Source organism: Roseomonas sp. TS2 (genome assembly GCF_058833935.1).
The window spans coordinates 1-16391 of the sequence record NZ_JCACVY010000037.1 but is presented as its reverse complement, the minus strand read 5'-3'; the positions used below and the strand labels follow the sequence as shown (position 1 = coordinate 16391).

Sequence of the window (16391 nt, the reverse complement as noted above, 5' to 3'; positions counted from 1 at the left end):
TTCCTGGGGGCGGTTGGCAAAGCGCCGCGCGGTTGGGTATCACCCACCGCGCGGCGGCGCCTGCCCGCCGACCCAGCACAAGGCCTCAGCATGAGCACCGACACCCCGCCCGACCGCCTCTCCAGCAACCCGAAGAGCCCCCATTACGACGCCGCCGCCATCGAGCGCGGCGTGGGCGTCCGCTTCAAGGGCGTCGAGAAGAACAATGTGGACGAGTATTGCGTCAGCGAGGGCTGGGTGCGCCTGACCCTCGGCAATTCGGTGGACCGCAAGGGCAACCCGATGACCATGAAGCTCCAGGGCACGGTCGAGCCCTACTTCCGCGACGCCGGCTGAGGCGGCGGCCGGCCCCCGGCTCTTCCGCCGCCCTCCGCTCCCTTTCCCCGACACCGCCGAAGGACATGACCATGCGCCCTGCCCTCCCGCTGCTGCTCTGCCTGCCGCTGCTCGCCTGCGCGCAGGCCGTCTACGAGGTGCCGGTGGCGACGCCGGCGGGGCTGCAGGCGGCGGCGTCGGAGATCGGCCAGGGGGCGGCGCCAGGCCGTCGCAACCTCTCCGAGGATGAGGCCAAGGCGGCCATCACCCGCGTGGCCCGGCGCCTGGCGCCGGCCGGCACCGCCGTGTGCCAGGAGATCGGCCGCGGCGCCGGCTGCGAATGGCGCTTCGTCTACGACCCCAGCACCGACCTGAATGCCGCCGCCACCGGCGAGGGCGTCATCGTCGTGCAGCGCGGCGTGGCCGACTATGCCCGCAACGACGCCGAGGTCGCCTTCGTCGTGGCGCACGAGATGGCGCACCACGCCGCCGACCATGTCCGCTCCACCCAGAACCGCGCCCAGGCGGGGGCGGCGCTGGGCGGCATCCTGGCCTCGCTGGCCGGCGCCTATGCGGGGCTGGAGACCGGGCAGCTGGCGCAGACCGCCTCCGGCGTCGGCGCGCAGCTCGGCGTCATCTCCTACAGCAAGGCGCAGGAGCGGGAGGCAGACGTGCTGGGCGCCGCCATCCTGCACCGCGCCGGCTACGACATCGGCGAGGCGCGGGACATGCTGCTCACCCTGGCCCGCCTCTCCGGCCGGACGGAGACGAGCCGCCTCTCCACCCACCCCGCCGGTCCGGACCGCATCGCCTCCTTCGACGGGGCGGTGGAGGAGCTGCGGGCCAGCAACTGGCGCCTGGCGCCGCGCCGCTGAAGGCCGCCGGGATGACCGAGGAGATCACCACCCTCAGCAGCCGCATCGCCTACGAGAACCGCTGGCTGCGGGTGCGCGAGGACCGCATCCGCCGCCGCGACGGCTCGGACGGGCTCTACGGCGTGGTGGAGCGCAGCGACTTCGTGGTGGTGGTGCCGCTCCAGGACGGCCGCATCACGCTGGTGGAGCAGTACCGCTACCCGATCCGCGCGCGGCAGTGGGAACTGCCCATGGGCACCTGGGAGGAGCAGCACGGCCCGGACCTGGCCACGCTCGCCGCCGCCGAGCTGCGCGAGGAAACCGGGCTGGTCGCCGCCAGCCTGCGGCACGCCGGGCAGATCTTCCAGGGGGCCGGCATCTCCAACCAGCGCGGCCATGTGTTCCTGGCCACCGGGCTGACGCAGGGTGCCCATGAGCGCGAGGTCTCGGAGCAGGACCTCATCTGCCGCGACTTCAGCCTGGCCGAGATCGAGGCCATGGTGCGCGACAATGTCCTGCAGGATGCCCCCAGCCTGGCGGCGCTGGGCATGCTGCGGATGCAAAGCTTGCTCTGAAGGCGAGAAAGCCTCCGGCTTCATCGCTTTTTTGAGAAAAATCAGCGGGTTTGTTTTGAAATTGGTCCCAATCGCGTGAGGTGTGCTTCCGCGCGTCTTAACCCTTCATTAGGGTCGCGCCCATGCGCCGCCGATTCCTTCTCCTGGCCGCCACGGCCCCGGCTGTGCTCGTTGCACCAGGCCTCGCCCACGCGGCGGCCCGGCGGCGGGCCAGTCCACCCCTTGCGCAGCGTCGGCTCGCGCTGCGCCACGCCGCCACCGGCTCCCGTTTCGATGGCCCCTATCACAACGGGGTGGAATTCGACGCGGGCGCCATGCGGGAACTCTCGATCGTGCTGGCGGACACCCGCACCGGCACGGTCCATCCCTTCGACCCGAAGGCCATCGACATCCTGTGGGAGCTGGGCACGCGGGAGCGCATGGAGGCGTTCACCGTGCTCTCCGGCTACCGCACCCCGGCCACCAACGCCGCCGTGCATGGCGCGGGCGACAGCCAGCACCTTCGCGCCGCGGCGCTCGACGTGCAGATCCCGAAGGCGAGGCTGGCCGCCTTCGGCGATGCCGCGCGCGGCCTCGGGCGGGGCGGCGTCGGCAGCTATCCGGACCATGGCTTCGTGCATGTCGATTCCGGCCCGGTGCGGAGCTGGGGTTTCGACCGCGCCGTGGCCGCCCCGCGCGCCCCTGCCCGCACGCCGGAGCAGATCCGGCTCGACCGCATGGCCGAGGCCTGGGCGCAAACCCGCCGGCGCTGAACGGCGCCGCTTTCCCGCCCGATCATCGGGAACGCCCCGGCAGGCAAGGCCCGCCGGGGCGCCCGCGTTTCAGCGTGCTGCGCGGCGGATGTTCCATAGCACGGGGAAGCCGAAGTCGATCACCCCCTCCAGCTCGGCGCGCCACACGGCGGGGCTGGAGAACTGGCCGGTGAGCGGGAAGTTCACATTGGCCAAGGCGCGCCGGTTGATGTCGGCGACGATGGCGCGGCGCTTCTCCAGGTCGCTCTCCGCCTCGAAGCGCTCCAGCAGCGGCTTCAACGCCTCGTCGCAGTAGAGCCAGGGGGCGGTGCCGGTGCAGTTGTAGCTGATGCCCGGGTTGCTCAGCGGCTCGGACATGTCGAAGCCGGTGTAGATCACCGGCACCACGCTCCAGCCGCCCTGCTCCACCGGCGCGCGGCTGAGCCAGCGCTGCGCCACCGTCGCCCAGTCCAGCGTCTGCACCTCCACGTTGAAGCCGGCCCGCTTCATGCGGTCGGCCACCACCAGCGCCATGGGGTTGATCAGCGCGGAATCGGCCGGGTGCAGGAACACCACGCGCTCGTTCTTATAGCCGCTCTGCTTCAGCAGCGCCTGGGCGCGCTCCAGGCTGGGCTCGCGCAGCGCCTCGCCGCCCGCCTCGCTGCTGTAGCGCGTGCCGCACAGGGTCATGGACTGGCAGGGCACGCGCGTCATCTCGGCCGGCAGGCCGTGCACCGCCACCACCTCCCGCTGGTCCAGCGCCATCTGCAGGGCCTGGCGCACGGGCAGGCTGTCGAAGGGCGGCTGCGCGTGGTTCACCGCCACCGCGCCCATGATCTGCGCGATGCCGCCCGGCTTGGCCAGCACCAGCTTCCGGTCCCGCCGCAGCATCGGCAGGTAATCGAGCGGCGCGTATTCCAGGTAGTCCACCTCGCCGTTCTGCAGGGCCGCGGCGCGGGTGGCGGGGTCGGTGATGGTGAGGAACTCGACGCGCGGCATATGCGCCACCTTGCCGCCGGCCAGCCCGTCGGCTGGTTCATCGCGCGGGCGGTAGCGGGGGTTGCGGCGGAACACGGTGCGCTCCCCCGGCACCCACTCCTCCTTCACGAAGAGGAAGGGGCCGGAGCCGACGATCTCCGTCACCGGCTGGGTGGGCGGGGTGGCGGCCAGCCGCGCCGGCATCATGAAGGGGGTATGGACACTGGGCTTGCCCAGCGCGTCGATGACGCCGCCGAAGGGCTTTGCGAGCTTCAGCTCGAAGCTGTCCGGGCCGGTGGCGCGCAGTTCCTGCGTGGCGGCCATCAGGCGGCGGCCGGTGGAATCGCGCGCCCCCCAGCGCTTCACCGAGGCGACGCAATCCTCCGCCGTCACCGGCGTGCCATCGTGCCATTCGAGGCCGGGGCGCAGGGTGAAGCGGTAGGTCAGCCCGTCCGCGCTCACCTCCCAGCCCTGCAGCATCTGCGGCCGGTACTGGCCCTGGCTGTCCATCGCCACCAGCGTGTCGAACACCATGTAGGCGAAGTTGCGGGTGACGAAGGAGGTGCCGGCGATCGGGTCCAGCGTCTGCAACCCGACATTCACCACCAGCCGCAGCGGCTTCTCCGCCGGCTGCGCCCGCGCACCGGCTGGGGCCAGCCCCAGCCCCGCTCCGAGCATCGCCGATGCCAGCACCGTTCGCCTGAGCCACGTCCTGAGCAACATGCTTCCAATCTCCCCTGCGGCTGCGCCGGGCGGCGCGCTCTCCCTGGCGGACAGCCCCGCAAGAGGGGCCGGCGCGCCGTATCGTTGAGCGATGCGATGGCATTGATCGCTGGCCGGCATGAAGCCACTCCCCGCGCCGGCCGGCAAGCGGCTGGCACGCCGCATGGCCGGCGCGGCCTGGCTGCGGCATGCTGCGGCGGCCAGAACACGCCACAGGGAAGAAAACCGCCCATGCCCGCCACGCCCCGAGACGCCTTCCGCGCCCTGCTCGCCGGCCCCGGCTGCGTGCACCCTGCCTCGGTCTATGACGCCGCCACCGCCCGCATCGCCGCCGATATCGGCTATGAATGCGGCATCCTCGGCGGCTCGGTGGCCTCGGCGGCGGTGCTGGCGGCGCCGGACCTGATGGTGATGACGCTGACCGAACTGGCCGGGCTGGTGCGCCGCATCACCCGCGCCGGGCCGCTGCCGCTGCTGGTGGACGCCGACCACGGTTTCGGCAACGCCCTCTCCGCCGCACGCACGGTGGAGGAGCTGGAGGCCGCCGGCGCCGCCGCCCTGACGCTGGAGGACACGCTGCTGCCTCAGCCCTTCGGCGAGAGCGCCACGCGGCTGGTCAGCCTGGAGGAGGGGCTGGGCAAGCTCCGCGCCGCCCTGGCCGCGCGGCGCGACCCCGCGCTCTGCGTGGTGGCACGCACGGGGGCGCTCTCGGCCACCACGCTGGAGGACGCGCTGGAGCGCGCCCGCGCCTATGCCGCCGCCGGAGCGGACGGGCTGTTCCTCACGGGCGTACAGGATCTGGCGCAGCTCGCCGCCCTGCGCGCCGCGGTGGACATCCCCCTGTTGGTGGGCGGCAGCCGCGAGGGGCTGGGCGATGCCGCCACCCTGGCCGGGCTGGGCGTGCGGGTGATGCTGCAGGGGCACCACAGCTTCCCCGCCGCGCTGCGGGCAGTGGAGGAAACGCTGCGCGCCCTGCGCCAGGGGGACGCCCCGGCGGCCAACGACCCGGCCCTGATGCGCCGCGCCCTGCGGGCGGAGGATTACGCGGCGGCCGGGCGCGCCTTCCTCCAGCCGTCCCGGCCAGCCTGAGCCTGGCGGCATGAACGGTACACAATTGCAACGAACGATCGGGGATTTCGGGCAAACCCCTTGCTCCCCGCTGCTGCTTTGCCCGGCGCCCCACCGCTGTCCCCATCCTATGCCGCCACTTATCCCCAGCCTCATCCACGGGATCGGGGGATAAGTCGGGCGGCCCTCCGCGGCCTCCGCCCGCGCTTCCTTTGCGCGCCGCCAGCGGCTAAAGCCCGCCCCCATGCGGAATTTCGATGCGGTGATCCTCGGCGCCGGCGCGGCCGGGCTGATGTGCGCGCTGCGCGCCGGGCAGCGCGGGCGGCGCGTGCTGGTGCTGGACCACGCCCCCCAGGCCGGCGCGAAGATCCTCATCTCGGGCGGCGGGCGGTGCAACTTCACCAACCGCGACACCAGGCCGGAGCGGTTCTTCTCCGCCAACCCGCATTTCTGTAAATCCGCCCTGAAGCGCTACACCCCGGCCGATTTCCTGGCGCTGGTGGAGAAGCACCGCATCGCCTGGCACGAGAAGACGCTGGGCCAGCTCTTCTGCGACCATTCGGCGCGCGAGATCGTCGCCATGCTGCTGGCCGAGTGCGCGGCGGCGGGGGTGGAGATCCGCCTCGGCCACCGCATCACGGATGTCTCCCGCGCCGACCACTACCGGGTGCAGACCGACCGCGGCGACTTCACCGCCCCCGCCCTGGTGCTGGCCACGGGCGGCCTCTCCATCCCGAAGATGGGGGCCACCGGCCTTTCGCTGGACATCGCGCGCCGCTTCGGGCTGCCGCTGACGGAAACCCGGCCCGCCCTCGTCCCGCTCACCTTCGCCGGCGAGATGCTGGAGCTGATGCGCCCGCTCTCCGGCGTGGCGCTGCCGGCCGTGGCGCGGCTCGGGCGGCACAGCTTCCCCGAGGCGGTGCTGTTCACCCATCGCGGCCTCTCCGGCCCGGCGATCCTGCAGATCTCCTCCGCCTGGCGGGAGGGGCAGGCCATCGCGCTGAACCTGCTGCCCGGGGCGGAGGACGCGGTGAACCTGCTGGTGGCACGCAAGGCCGCCCGCCCGAAGGCGGAGCCGCGCACCGTGCTGGCCGAGCTGCTGCCGCAGCGCCTGGCGCAGTCGCTGGCCGCCGCCTGGCTGCCCGACCGGCCGATGGCCATGCAGACCGACCGCGACCTGCGCCGCGTGGCCGGCAGCCTGGCGCACTGGAGCCTGACCCCCTCGGGCACCGAGGGCTACGCCAAGGCCGAGGTGATGCTGGGCGGCGTGGACACCGCCGCCCTCTCCTCCCGCACGATGGAGGCCACCACCGTGCCCGGCCTGCATGTGGTGGGCGAGGCGGTGGACGTGACCGGATGGCTCGGCGGCTACAACTTCCAGTGGGCCTGGGCGAGCGGCTGGTGCGCCGGCGAGGCGCTGTAGCGCCCGCCGCCGCTCAGAACTCCACCTCCAGCTCCTCGATCGCCTCCGGCTCCTGCTCGGCCTCCTGCATCCACTCCGCCATGTCGGGCCAGGCGAGCAGGTGGTCGCGGTAGGTGGCGCAATCCGGGTTCAGCGCCACGTCGTAGGTGAGGAAGCGGCTGGCGACGGGGGCGTACATGGCGTCCGCCACGCTGGGCCGGTCCCCGAACAGCCACGGCCCGCCCCATATGTCGAGACAGTCCTGCCAGATCTCCTGGATCAGCGCGATGTCGGCGCGCGGGCCGGACCAGAGGGTGAAGCCGGGCCGGCGCGCCCGCATGTTCAGCGGCAGCGAGGCGCGCAGCGCCGCGAAGCCCGAATGCATCTCGCCCGAGATGGAGCGGCAGCGGGCGCGGGCCAGGCGCTGGGCGGGCATCATCTGCGCCCCGGGGTAGGCCTCGTTCAGGTGCTCGGCGATCGCCAGCGTGTCCCAGATGGCGATCTCGCCCTGCAGCAGGCAGGGCAGCCGGATGGTGGAGCTGCGCGAGAGCAGCTCGGCCCGGGCCTGCGGGTCGTCCGCCGCCGCGACCTGCACCGTGAAGGGGATGCCGGCCAGGCGGCACAGCAGGAAGCCCCGGAGCGACCAGGAGGAGTAGTTACGGCTGCTGATGAGAAGCCGGGACTGGACCATGGCACCACCTCCGGAAACCGTGAGGATGCAACCTTAGGCGCGCCACGGTCTTGACGGAATGGCAATATATGCCCAACCAACATCCCCCTCGCGGCGAAGGAACATTTTCGTTACCTTTCGCTGGGGCGGCGGGCAAGATGCTGGCCATTTGGGCAAGGCATGGACGCGGGAGAGGCTCCAGCGGATGATGTACCAGATCTATCAGGCCCAGCAGGACCTGATGACACCGATCCGGATGTTTGCCCGGGGAACCGGAGCGGTGCTGCGGCAGTTCGACACCGGGCGGCCGGAAACCTTCGCTCTGCGGCAGATGACCGCCGCGCTGGAGCTCCTGGGCAGCAGCGGTATCACCCACACCCGGCCTCCTTTCGGCTTCACCAGCGTCCAGGTCGGCAACCAGGAGATCGCGGTGGAGGAGGAGGCGCTCTACAGCACCCCCTTCGGCACCCTCCTGCACTTCCGCAAGGATGTGGACATCCCGCAGCCCAAGGTGCTGGTGGTGGCCCCCATGTCGGGCCACTTCGCCACCCTGCTGCGCGGCACGGTGCAGGTGCTGCTGCCGGAGAACGACGTCTACATCACGGACTGGACCAATGCCCGTGACGTGCCCCTCTCCGCCGGGCGCTTCGGCATGGACGAGTTCATCGACCATGTGATCCGCTTCCAGGAGGAGATGGGGCCGGGCGGCCATGTGCTGGCGGTGTGCCAGCCGGCCGTGCCGGTGCTGGCGGCGGTGGCCGTCATGTCGGAGGCGAAGAACCCCGCCACGCCGCGCAGCATGACGCTGATGGCCGGCCCCATCGACACCCGCATCAGCCCCACCAAGGTGAACGAGCTGGCGCAGGGCAACACCATCGAGTGGTTCGAGAAGAACCTGGTGGACACCGTGCCCTGGCGCTTCCAGGGCGGCGGGCGGAAGGTCTATCCCGGCGCGCTGCAGCTCACCGCCTTCATGTCGATGAACATGAACCGGCATGTGCGGGCGCATCTGGAGCAGTACCGTAACCTGGTGGGCGGCGATTCCGAGCTGGCCGACGCGCACCGCCGCTTCTACGACGAATACCTGGCGGTGATGGACCTGCCGGCCGAATTCTACCTGGAGACCGTCCGCACGGTGTTCCAGGAGCACCACATGCCGCTCGGCCAGTTCCACTACCGCGGCCGGCTGGTGCGCCCGGAGCTGATCCGCCGCACCCGCCTGCTGACCGTGGAGGGGGAGCGGGACGATATCTGCGCCATCGGCCAGACGGCGGCGGCGCTCGACCTCTGCGCCGGCCTGCCCGCCACCATGAAGCACAACCACCTGCAGACCGGCGCCGGCCACTACGGCGTGTTCAGCGGCCGCCGCTGGGCCAACGAGGTCTACCCGCTGGTGCGCGACACCATCGAGGCCGCTTCCTGACAGGGCGGGAGGGGGCTGCCCCCTCCCGCCTCAGAGCGCCGGATGGCCGAGGTGGTGGTAGTCCCTCCGCCACCAGATCAGCGCCGGGCCGGGCGCGCCGAGATGGATGGCCCGGATGCTGGCGAAGAACACGCTGTGCGTCCCCTTCTCCAGCACCTCGTCGATCGCGCAGTCCAGCGCCACGGCGGCATCGGCCAGCACGGGGGCGCCGGTCTCCAGCGTCGTCCAGTCGCCGTGGGCGAAGCGCTGCTCCGCCGTCAGCGCGCCGGTGAAGCCGGCGAAGACGTTGGAAAGCTCCTGCTGCCCCGCCGAGAGCACGTTCACGCACAGCACGCCATTGGCCTTGATGGCGGCGTTCTGGCCGCTGTTGCGGTTGATGCAGACCAGCAGCGTGGCGGGGTCGTCGGTCACGCTGCACACGGCGCTGGCGGTCAGCCCGGCCCGGCCGCCGGCGCCGTCGCTGGTGATCAGGCTCACCGCCGCGCCCAGGCGCGCCATGGCTTCACGGAAATCGGGGCGGGAGACGGGCATGCTGCGGGCACCTTCAGACTACGCCAGCACATGGTGCCATGCGTGCTTTCTGCAAACCACCCGGACAGGCTGTTCCAGGGGGTTCGGCGTGCCGCCCGGCCAGCCTGGGCCGGATGGCGAAAGACTGAAGCGGCGGGCGCTTCCGTCCGGCCCCCATCCCGCTATCCTGCCGGCTCCGGAACCGCGAGTCAGGATAAGCACATGCCCGAAATCACGATCCAGGCCACCGACGGCAGCGGCAGCTTCTCGGCCTACCTGGCCATGCCGAAGCAGGTGCCGGCCGGCGCGGTGGTGATGATCCAGGAGATCTTCGGCGTGAACCATGCCATGCGGTCGCTCTCCGACTGGGTGGCGGACATGGGCTTCATCGCCATCTGCCCCGACCTGTTCTGGCGCCAGGAGCCGGGCATCCAGCTCACCGATGGCAGCAAGGAGGAGTGGGACCGCGCCTTCGCCCTGATGAACGCCTTCGACCAGCAGAAGGGCATCGAGGACCTGAAGGCGACGCTGGCGGCCGTGCGCGTCATGCCCGGCTGCAACGGCAAGGCGGGGACCATGGGCTTCTGCCTGGGCGGCCGGCTCGCCTTCATGATGGCCACCGAGTCGGATGCGGATTGCAATATCTCCTACTACGGCGTCGGCATCGACGGGCTGCTGGAGGGCAAGGACCGCATCACCAGGCCGCTGCTGATGCACATCGCCGAGCTGGACAAGTTCGTGCCGGAGGCGGCCCGCAAGGCGATCCTGGCGGGCGTCGAGGGCAAGCCCGAGGTGGCGGCGCATGTCTATCCGGGGGTGGACCACGCCTTCGCCCGCATGGGCGGCCATTCCTGGGACGGGCGGGCGGCGACCATCGCCAATGGCCGCACGGCCGAGCTGCTGGCGCGCTGCCTGGGCTGAGCCCGCATCGGGGGGGGGCGTGCCCCGCCCTCCCCTTTCCCTTCAGCCGCCGAGGTGGGCCTCGATCCAGTCGGCGCGGCGCAGGCGGTAGAGCGTGTGGCGGCGCAGCCGGTGGCCTTCCGGCAGGCGGGGGTGGCCGAAGACGCCGGCGGGGCGCATCCCGAGCCGCTCCATCAGCGACCAGGAGCGGATGTTCTCCGGCACGGTGAAGGCGACGATCTCCGCCAGCCCCAGCGGGCCGAAGCCATGCGCCAGCGCGATCCGTGCCGCCTCCTCGGCCAGGCCCTGGCGCTGGAAGGCGGTGGCGAAGCGCCAGCCGATCTCCACCGGCGGGTCGGCCGGCGCCTCCCAGGGGATGCTCTCCCAGGCAAGGCGGGCCAGGCCGCACAGGCCGATGATGCCCGGCACCCCAAGCCGCTCCACCGCCCAGAAGCCGTAGCCATGCGCATCGAGATGCGCCGCCATCCGGTCCATGAAGGCATCCGAGGCGGCGCGGTCCAGCGGGGCGGGGAAGTGGCGCATCACCGCCGGGTCGGCGTTCAGTGCGGCCAGCGCGGCGCGGTCCTCCTCCCGCCAGGGGCGGAGCCGCAGGCGCGGCGTGTGCAGGGTGGGCGGGTTCGTCGCCATGCGGTCCAGCCTAGCCCCGGCGCCGACCGATCCGCCAGCCACCCCCCTCCCCCTGCGCCCCGAAGGGTCTATGGTGCGCGCCGGAGGAACCGGCCCATGAACCCTGAGACCCTGGAGGCTTCCCCGGAGGCCCTTGCCGCCCGCGTGCCGGACGGCGCGATGGTGGCGCTGCCGCCCGACAACTCGCTGCCCTCGGTGGCGCTGGCCAAGGCGCTGATCCGCCGCGGCGCGCGGGGCTTGCGGCTGCTGGGTGTGCCGGTCTCGGGCTTCGCCACCGACATCCTGATCGGCGCCGGCTGCGTGGCGGAGGTGCAGACCAGCGCCGTCAGCCTCGGCGAGGCCGGCTTCGCCCCCCGCTTCACCGCCGCGCTGAAGGAAGGCCGCATCACGGTGCGGGACGCCACTTGCCCGGCCATCCACACCATGCTCCAGGCGGCCGAGAAGGGCGTGCCCTTCATGCCGCTGCGCGGGCTGATCGGCAGCGACATCCTGGCCAACCGGCCAGATTGGCGCGTCATCGACAACCCCTTCGCCGGCGGCGGCGACCCCATCGTGCTGCTGCCCGCCCTCTCCCCCGACTTCGCGCTGATCCACGCCGCGATGGCGGACCGCGAGGGCAATGTCTGGCTCGGGCGGCGGCGGGAATGCGCCACCATCGCCCATGCGGCGAAGGCCACCTTCGTCACGGTGGAGCGCCTGCACGACGGCAACCTGCTGGAGGATGAGCGCCTCGCCCCCGGCACCATCAGCGCCACCTACATCAGCGGCATCGCCCTCGCCCCGCGCGGCGCGCAGCCCGTGGCCCTGCTCGACGAATACGGCGTGGATGCCGGCTTCATCGCCGAATACGCCCGCGCCGCCCGCACCGAGGAAGGCTTCCAGGCCTGGCTGGCGCGCCACGTCACCGAGCAGCACGAGGAGGCACTGGCATGAGCGGCCCCGAGATCAAGCCCGAGGAACGCCTCGCCGCCACCCTGGCGCGGCTGATCCTGGACCCGGCCGCGCCGCCCGCGCGGCACATCGCGGTGGGCGCCGCCTCGCCCATCCCGGCCGCCGCCTGCTGGCTGGTGAAGAAGTCCGGCCACCCCGTGCGGCTCTCCCTGCTGCACAAGCGCAGCGGCAACCCCTTCACCGAGGGCTCGCGCGAGCTGTTCGACCTCACCGGGCAGGGGCGGATCGACCTGTTCTTCCTGGGCGGCGGGCAGATCGACGGGCAGGCCAACATCAACCTGATCGGCACCGGCGAATGGCCGGGCACGGGGGCGCGCTTCCCCGGCAGCTTCGGCAGCGCCTTCATGTACATGATGACGCCGCGCACCATCCTGTTCCGCGAGGAGCATTCGCCCCGCGTACTGGTGGAGAAGGTGGACAACATCTCCGCCCCCGGCCTCTCCGCCCCCGGCGTGTTCCGCCGCGGTACCGCGCAGGCGCTGGTGACCGGCCGCGCGGTGTTCCGCTTCGACCCGGCGCGCGGCCGCTTCGCGCTGGAGAGCGCCCATCCGGGCGAGGATGCCGCCAGCATCCGCGCCGCCACCGGCTTCGACTATGACGAGCCCGCCCATCTCCCCGCCACGCCGGACCCGACGCCGGAGCAGCTCGCCCTGCTGCGCGGCCCGGTGCGGGACGAGATGATCGAGACCTACCCCGAATTCTGCGCCCGGGTCTTCGGCGCAGCCGAGAAGAAGGACGCCGCCGCATGACCGATGCCCTGCCCACCAACGATTCCCCCACGGGCGCCGGCCTGGCCCGCTCCGCCGGCGCGCTGGCCGGGCTGAAGGTGATCGACCTGACCCGGGTCCTCGGCGGCCCCTACTGCACCATGATCCTCTCCGACCATGGCGCCGAGGTGATCAAGGTGGAGCCGCCGCAGGGCGACGAGGTGCGGGAATGGGGCCCCCCCTTCCAGGGCGATGCCGCCAGCTACTTCATCGGCGTCAACCGCAACAAGAAGTCGATCGCGCTCGACCTTGCCAAGCCCTCCGGCCGCGCCGTGCTGCTGCGGATGCTCGAGGATGCCGACGTGCTGGTGGAGAACTTCAAGCCCGGCTCGATGGAGAAGTGGGGGCTGGGCTACGAGGAAGTGCTGAGCAAGAAGTTCCCGCAGCTCGTGCATTGCCGCGTCTCGGGCTTCGGCGCCACCGGGCCGCGCGGCGGGCTGCCGGGCTATGACGCCATCATCCAGGCGATGGTCGGCCTCATGTCCATCAACGGCACGCCGGAGACGGCGCCGGTGCGCATGGGCACGCCGATCGTCGACCTCGCCACCGGCCTCTACTCCAGCATCGGCATCCTGATGGCGCTGCAGGAGCGGGCCCGTTCCGGCCAGGGCCAGTATGTGGACATGACGCTGCACGATTGCGGCATGGCGCTGCTGCACCCGCAGGCCGCCAACTACCTGCTGAACGACAAGCGCCCCAAGGCCACCGGCAATCCGCACCCGAACATCTCGCCCTACTCGGCCTTCAAAACGGCGACCTGCGAGATCTTCGTTGCCTGCGGCAACGACCCGGCCTTCCGCAAGTTCTGCGCCTTCCTCGGGCTGGAGGGCCTGCCGGAGGACCCGCGCTTCCGCACCAATGGCGACCGCGTGACCAACCGCGAGGCGCTGGCCGCTATCCTGGAGCATCGCCTCTCCACCGAGGATGGCCACGACCTCTCCGACCGCCTGCTGGCCGCCGGCCTGCCCGCCGGCCCGGTGCTGAACGTGGACGAGGCGCTGGCCGCCCCGCACACCGCGCACCGCGAGATGGTGACGCAGCTCGGCGAGTTCCGCGCCCTGGGTACGCCGATCAAGCTCTCCCGCACGCCGGGCGGCACGCGCGCCGCCCCGCCCGCCTTCAACCAGCATGGCGAGGACGTGCTGGCCGCGCATGGCTACAGCGCCGAGGAGATTGCCGCGCTGAAGGCGGAAGGCGTGCTGATCGAGAAGAAAAGGTAAGTCGTTCTTTTTTGGAAAAAAGAACCAAAAAACTTTTGCCTGTTGGCGGTGCGCTGGCCGAGAGCGTGACGCCAAACTGACAAAGTCTTTTTGCTTCTTTTTCTTCAGAAAAAGAAGAACCCTCAGAAGCCTTCAGATGGCCGCACTCCCCGGAGTGCGGCCATCCTCATTTGGTTCCAGAACATCTCCCCATGAACGCGCCGCTCACCCCCCGCCAATGGGGATTGCTCCTCCTGCTCGCCCTGGCCTGGGGCGGCAGCTTCTTCTTCATGGCGGTGGCCGGGCGGGCCTGGCCGCCCTTCACCGTGGTGCTCTCGCGGGTGGTGCTGGCGGCGGCGCTGCTGTGGCTGCTGCTGGCGCTGAACCGGCAGCGCCTGCCGCTGCGCCGCCCGGTGCTGCTGGCCTGCCTCGGCATGGCGCTGCTGAACAACCTCATCCCCTTCAGCCTGATCGTCTGGGCGCAGCAGAGCATCCCGAGCAGCCTGGCCTCGGTGGTGAACGCGGCGACGCCGGTGCTGACCGCCGTGGTGGCGCATCTCGCCACGGCGGACGAGAAGCTCAGCGGCCACCGCCTCGCGGGCGTGCTGGTCGGCCTGGGCGGGGTGGCGGTGCTGGCCGGGCCGGCCGCCTTCGGCGCGGGGGCGGAGCTGCCGGGCATCCTGGCGGGGCTCGGCGCCTGCCTCAGCTATGCCTGTGCCGGCGTGTGGGGCCGCCGCTTCCAGCGGATGGGCGTGCCGCCGCTGGCGGCGGCGGCCGGGCAGACCACGGCGAGCATCCTGCTCGCCCTGCCGTTGGTGCTGCTGCTGGACCAGCCCTGGCACCTGCCGCCGCCGGGGCCGGAGGTGATCCTGGCGGTGCTGGCGCTGGGGCTGATCTCCACCGGCGTGGCCTATGCGCTGTTCTTCCGCCTGCTGGCCGAGGCGGGTGCCACCAACACCGCGCTGGTGACGCAACTGGTGCCGGTCATGGCCATCCTGCTCGGCGTGCTGGTGCTGGGCGAGGCGCTGCTGCCGCGGCACCTGGCCGGCATGGCGCTGATCGCGCTCGGCTTCATGGTGCTGGATGGCCGCCTGCGGCGCCGCGCCGCTTGATCTGGCGCCCTGCGGCATCGTGCCGCTTGATCTGGCGCCCTGCGGCGCCGTGCCGCTTGATCTGGCGCCCTGCGGCGCCGCGCCGCTTGATCTGGCGCAACGCGGCGCGGCGCCCAGCGCGGCAGAATGTGGGGCATGATCGCCAATTGCCTGCATGACCTGACCGCGCTTGGCCCCGGCGGGCTGGCCGCGCTGATGGGCGCGCTGTTCCTGGCGGGGCTGGCGGGGGGCGCCACGCATTGCGCCGCCATGTGCGCGCCCTTCGTGCTGGCGCAGGCGGCGGCCGTGTCGCCGCGCGCGGCGGCGGGTGGGCGGCTGGCGCGGCTCGGCGGCGCGGCGCTGCTGCCCTACCACGCCGGCCGGATGCTGGGCTACGCGCTGCTGGGTGCCCTGATGGGCGGTGGCGCCGGTCTGGCGGGCACGCTGGTGGAAGGCGGCAGCGTGCCGGGCGCGCTGCGCCTGTCGCTGGCGGCGCTGCTGCTGCTGGCGGCGCTGCTGATGCTGGGCCAGGCCTCGGCCCGGCTGGCGCACGGCCTGGGCCGGTGGCTGCCGCGCCTGCCCGCCCCGCGCCTGCCGGGCTTCCTCTCGCGGCATCTCGGCACCCTGCTGGCGGCGCCCGATGGCTGGCGCGGCGTGGCGCTGGGGCTGATGCTCTCCGCCCTGCCCTGCGGCCTGCTCTATGGCGCGCTGGCGGGCGCGGCGGCCACGGGCAGCGCGCTGGGCGGGGCGCTGGCCATGCTGGCATTCTGCGCCGGCACGGTGCCCGCCCTGGTGGGGGTGGCGCTGCTCGGCCGCTTCTTCGGGCGGCGCAGCGGGCCTTGGCTGCGCCCGGCGGGCGCCGCGCTGTTCGGGCTCAACGCGCTGATGCTGGCGGCGCTGGCCTGGCGGCTGGTGCAGGCACCGCTCTCTTAGGATTTCTTCACCCCCCGCCCCCGACTCTCCCGCCCGACGCCATGGCAGGATGGAGGGGAGCTTGGCACTGCTGGTCTCCGGCGAGGTTCCGAACACCATCCTGGAGAATGGCCGCCCCGGCGACTGGGTGGCGACACTCAACCTCTCCGGCATCGTCAACCCGCTGGAGGTGCGGCTGATCGGCGAATCGGCCCGGCTGTTCGAGGCGACGCTCGACCGGCTGACCGGCACCGTCACCATCGTGCCCGCCATGGTCTTCGACCGCGAGGCCGACACCAGCGCCACGAACCCCGTCTTCCGGTTCGGTCTTTCCGTGCGCACGGAAAGCGGCTGGCAGGACGCGACGCAGAGCTGGTCCGTCACGCTGCTGGGGATCGACGACGCGCCACCCCGGCGCCTGCTCTTCGCTTCCGGCGGATCGGTGCTGGAGACGGATGTGGGCGGCGTCATCGGCCGGCTGCAAGGCTATGATTCCGACACCGACATCCGCAGCCTGACCTATGAGGTGGCCTGGCCGGACTCCGCCCTGTTCGAGGTGGTGGGCGACACGCTGAAGCTGCGCGACGGGGTGGATTTGCTGCGCGAGGGCGGCACCACCCGCCCGGTGATGATCACCGTCTCGGACGGCCGGCAGGATGCCAGCTTCCTGATGG

General features: G+C 72.0%; 18 protein-coding genes. 14 read left to right on the top strand and 4 right to left on the bottom strand.

Going from position 1 to position 16391, the window contains the following annotated elements; genetic code table 11:
- Positions 1-90 precede the first annotated feature (90 nt).
- The 4 genes from ACZJYS_RS08770 (at position 91) to ACZJYS_RS08755 (ending at position 2496) form a co-directional block, all read left to right on the top strand.
- Entirely contained in the window at positions 91-336 is a 246-nt protein-coding gene (locus tag ACZJYS_RS08770; protein WP_109516185.1) for a DUF3297 family protein, read from the top strand.
- Positions 337-407: 71 nt separating this feature from the next.
- The gene (locus ACZJYS_RS08765) at positions 408-1190 is read left to right on the top strand and encodes a M48 family metalloprotease (protein ID WP_493177266.1); all 783 of its coding nucleotides are present in this window, start codon (positions 408-410) and stop codon (positions 1188-1190) included.
- Between the two features lie 11 nt (positions 1191-1201).
- Positions 1202-1744: an NUDIX domain-containing protein gene (locus ACZJYS_RS08760; protein ID WP_109516187.1), complete on the top strand. Its 543-nt coding sequence runs from the start codon at positions 1202-1204 to the stop codon at positions 1742-1744.
- A 122-nt stretch (positions 1745-1866) separates the two neighbouring features.
- On the top strand, positions 1867-2496 hold the full coding sequence (locus tag ACZJYS_RS08755; protein ID WP_379649343.1) for a YcbK family protein: 630 nt from the start codon (positions 1867-1869) through the stop codon (positions 2494-2496).
- A 69-nt stretch (positions 2497-2565) separates the two neighbouring features.
- Here ACZJYS_RS08755 and ACZJYS_RS08750 read toward each other — a convergent pair whose 3' ends face one another.
- Positions 2566-4176, bottom strand: coding sequence for an ABC transporter substrate-binding protein (locus ACZJYS_RS08750; protein WP_493177262.1), 1611 nt, complete (start codon positions 4174-4176; stop codon positions 2566-2568).
- Between the two features lie 231 nt (positions 4177-4407).
- Between ACZJYS_RS08750 and ACZJYS_RS08745 the strand changes: the two genes are divergently transcribed.
- The gene (locus tag ACZJYS_RS08745; protein WP_493177260.1) at positions 4408-5265 is read left to right on the top strand and encodes an isocitrate lyase/phosphoenolpyruvate mutase family protein; all 858 of its coding nucleotides are present in this window, start codon (positions 4408-4410) and stop codon (positions 5263-5265) included.
- Positions 5266-5488: 223 nt separating this feature from the next.
- On the top strand, positions 5489-6667 hold the full coding sequence (locus ACZJYS_RS08740) for a BaiN/RdsA family NAD(P)/FAD-dependent oxidoreductase (protein ID WP_493177258.1): 1179 nt from the start codon (positions 5489-5491) through the stop codon (positions 6665-6667).
- 13 nt (positions 6668-6680) lie between these two features.
- Here the strand turns inward: ACZJYS_RS08740 and ACZJYS_RS08735 are convergent, their stop codons facing one another.
- Positions 6681-7337, bottom strand: coding sequence for a glutathione S-transferase (locus ACZJYS_RS08735; RefSeq protein WP_109516192.1), 657 nt, complete (start codon positions 7335-7337; stop codon positions 6681-6683).
- 187 nt (positions 7338-7524) lie between these two features.
- Between ACZJYS_RS08735 and ACZJYS_RS08730 the strand changes: the two genes are divergently transcribed.
- Positions 7525-8739 (top strand): polyhydroxyalkanoate depolymerase, encoded by a 1215-nt coding sequence (locus ACZJYS_RS08730; RefSeq protein WP_456316311.1) that lies wholly within the window; start codon positions 7525-7527, stop codon positions 8737-8739.
- 30 nt (positions 8740-8769) lie between these two features.
- Here the strand turns inward: ACZJYS_RS08730 and ACZJYS_RS08725 are convergent, their stop codons facing one another.
- Positions 8770-9270 (bottom strand): flavin reductase, encoded by a 501-nt coding sequence (locus tag ACZJYS_RS08725; protein WP_109516194.1) that lies wholly within the window; start codon positions 9268-9270, stop codon positions 8770-8772.
- A 201-nt stretch (positions 9271-9471) separates the two neighbouring features.
- Between ACZJYS_RS08725 and ACZJYS_RS08720 the strand changes: the two genes are divergently transcribed.
- A complete protein-coding gene (locus tag ACZJYS_RS08720) occupies positions 9472-10170 on the top strand; it encodes a dienelactone hydrolase family protein (RefSeq protein ID WP_109516195.1) in 699 nt (232 codons plus the stop codon).
- 42 nt (positions 10171-10212) lie between these two features.
- Here ACZJYS_RS08720 and ACZJYS_RS08715 read toward each other — a convergent pair whose 3' ends face one another.
- Positions 10213-10797 (bottom strand): GNAT family N-acetyltransferase, encoded by a 585-nt coding sequence (locus ACZJYS_RS08715; protein WP_109516196.1) that lies wholly within the window; start codon positions 10795-10797, stop codon positions 10213-10215.
- Between the two features lie 96 nt (positions 10798-10893).
- On the opposite strand from ACZJYS_RS08715, the gene ACZJYS_RS08710 reads away from it, so the two are divergent.
- From ACZJYS_RS08710 to ACZJYS_RS08685, 6 genes are all read left to right on the top strand, one after another.
- A complete protein-coding gene (locus tag ACZJYS_RS08710; RefSeq protein ID WP_493177254.1) occupies positions 10894-11730 on the top strand; it encodes a CoA transferase subunit A in 837 nt (278 codons plus the stop codon).
- Entirely contained in the window at positions 11727-12497 is a 771-nt protein-coding gene (locus ACZJYS_RS08705) for a CoA-transferase (RefSeq protein WP_379633255.1), read from the top strand. The genes ACZJYS_RS08710 and ACZJYS_RS08705 overlap by 4 nt, the downstream gene beginning before the upstream one ends.
- Positions 12494-13735: a CaiB/BaiF CoA transferase family protein gene (locus ACZJYS_RS08700; RefSeq protein WP_493177252.1), complete on the top strand. Its 1242-nt coding sequence runs from the start codon at positions 12494-12496 to the stop codon at positions 13733-13735. The genes ACZJYS_RS08705 and ACZJYS_RS08700 overlap by 4 nt, the downstream gene beginning before the upstream one ends.
- Positions 13736-13926: 191 nt before the next feature.
- Positions 13927-14826, top strand: coding sequence for a DMT family transporter (locus ACZJYS_RS08695; RefSeq protein ID WP_493177249.1), 900 nt, complete (start codon positions 13927-13929; stop codon positions 14824-14826).
- 135 nt (positions 14827-14961) lie between these two features.
- On the top strand, positions 14962-15738 hold the full coding sequence (locus tag ACZJYS_RS08690; RefSeq protein WP_493177247.1) for an urease accessory protein UreH domain-containing protein: 777 nt from the start codon (positions 14962-14964) through the stop codon (positions 15736-15738).
- Positions 15739-15799: 61 nt separating this feature from the next.
- A partial coding sequence (locus tag ACZJYS_RS08685) for a hypothetical protein (RefSeq protein WP_493177245.1) occupies positions 15800-16391 on the top strand: 592 nt, incomplete at its 3' end.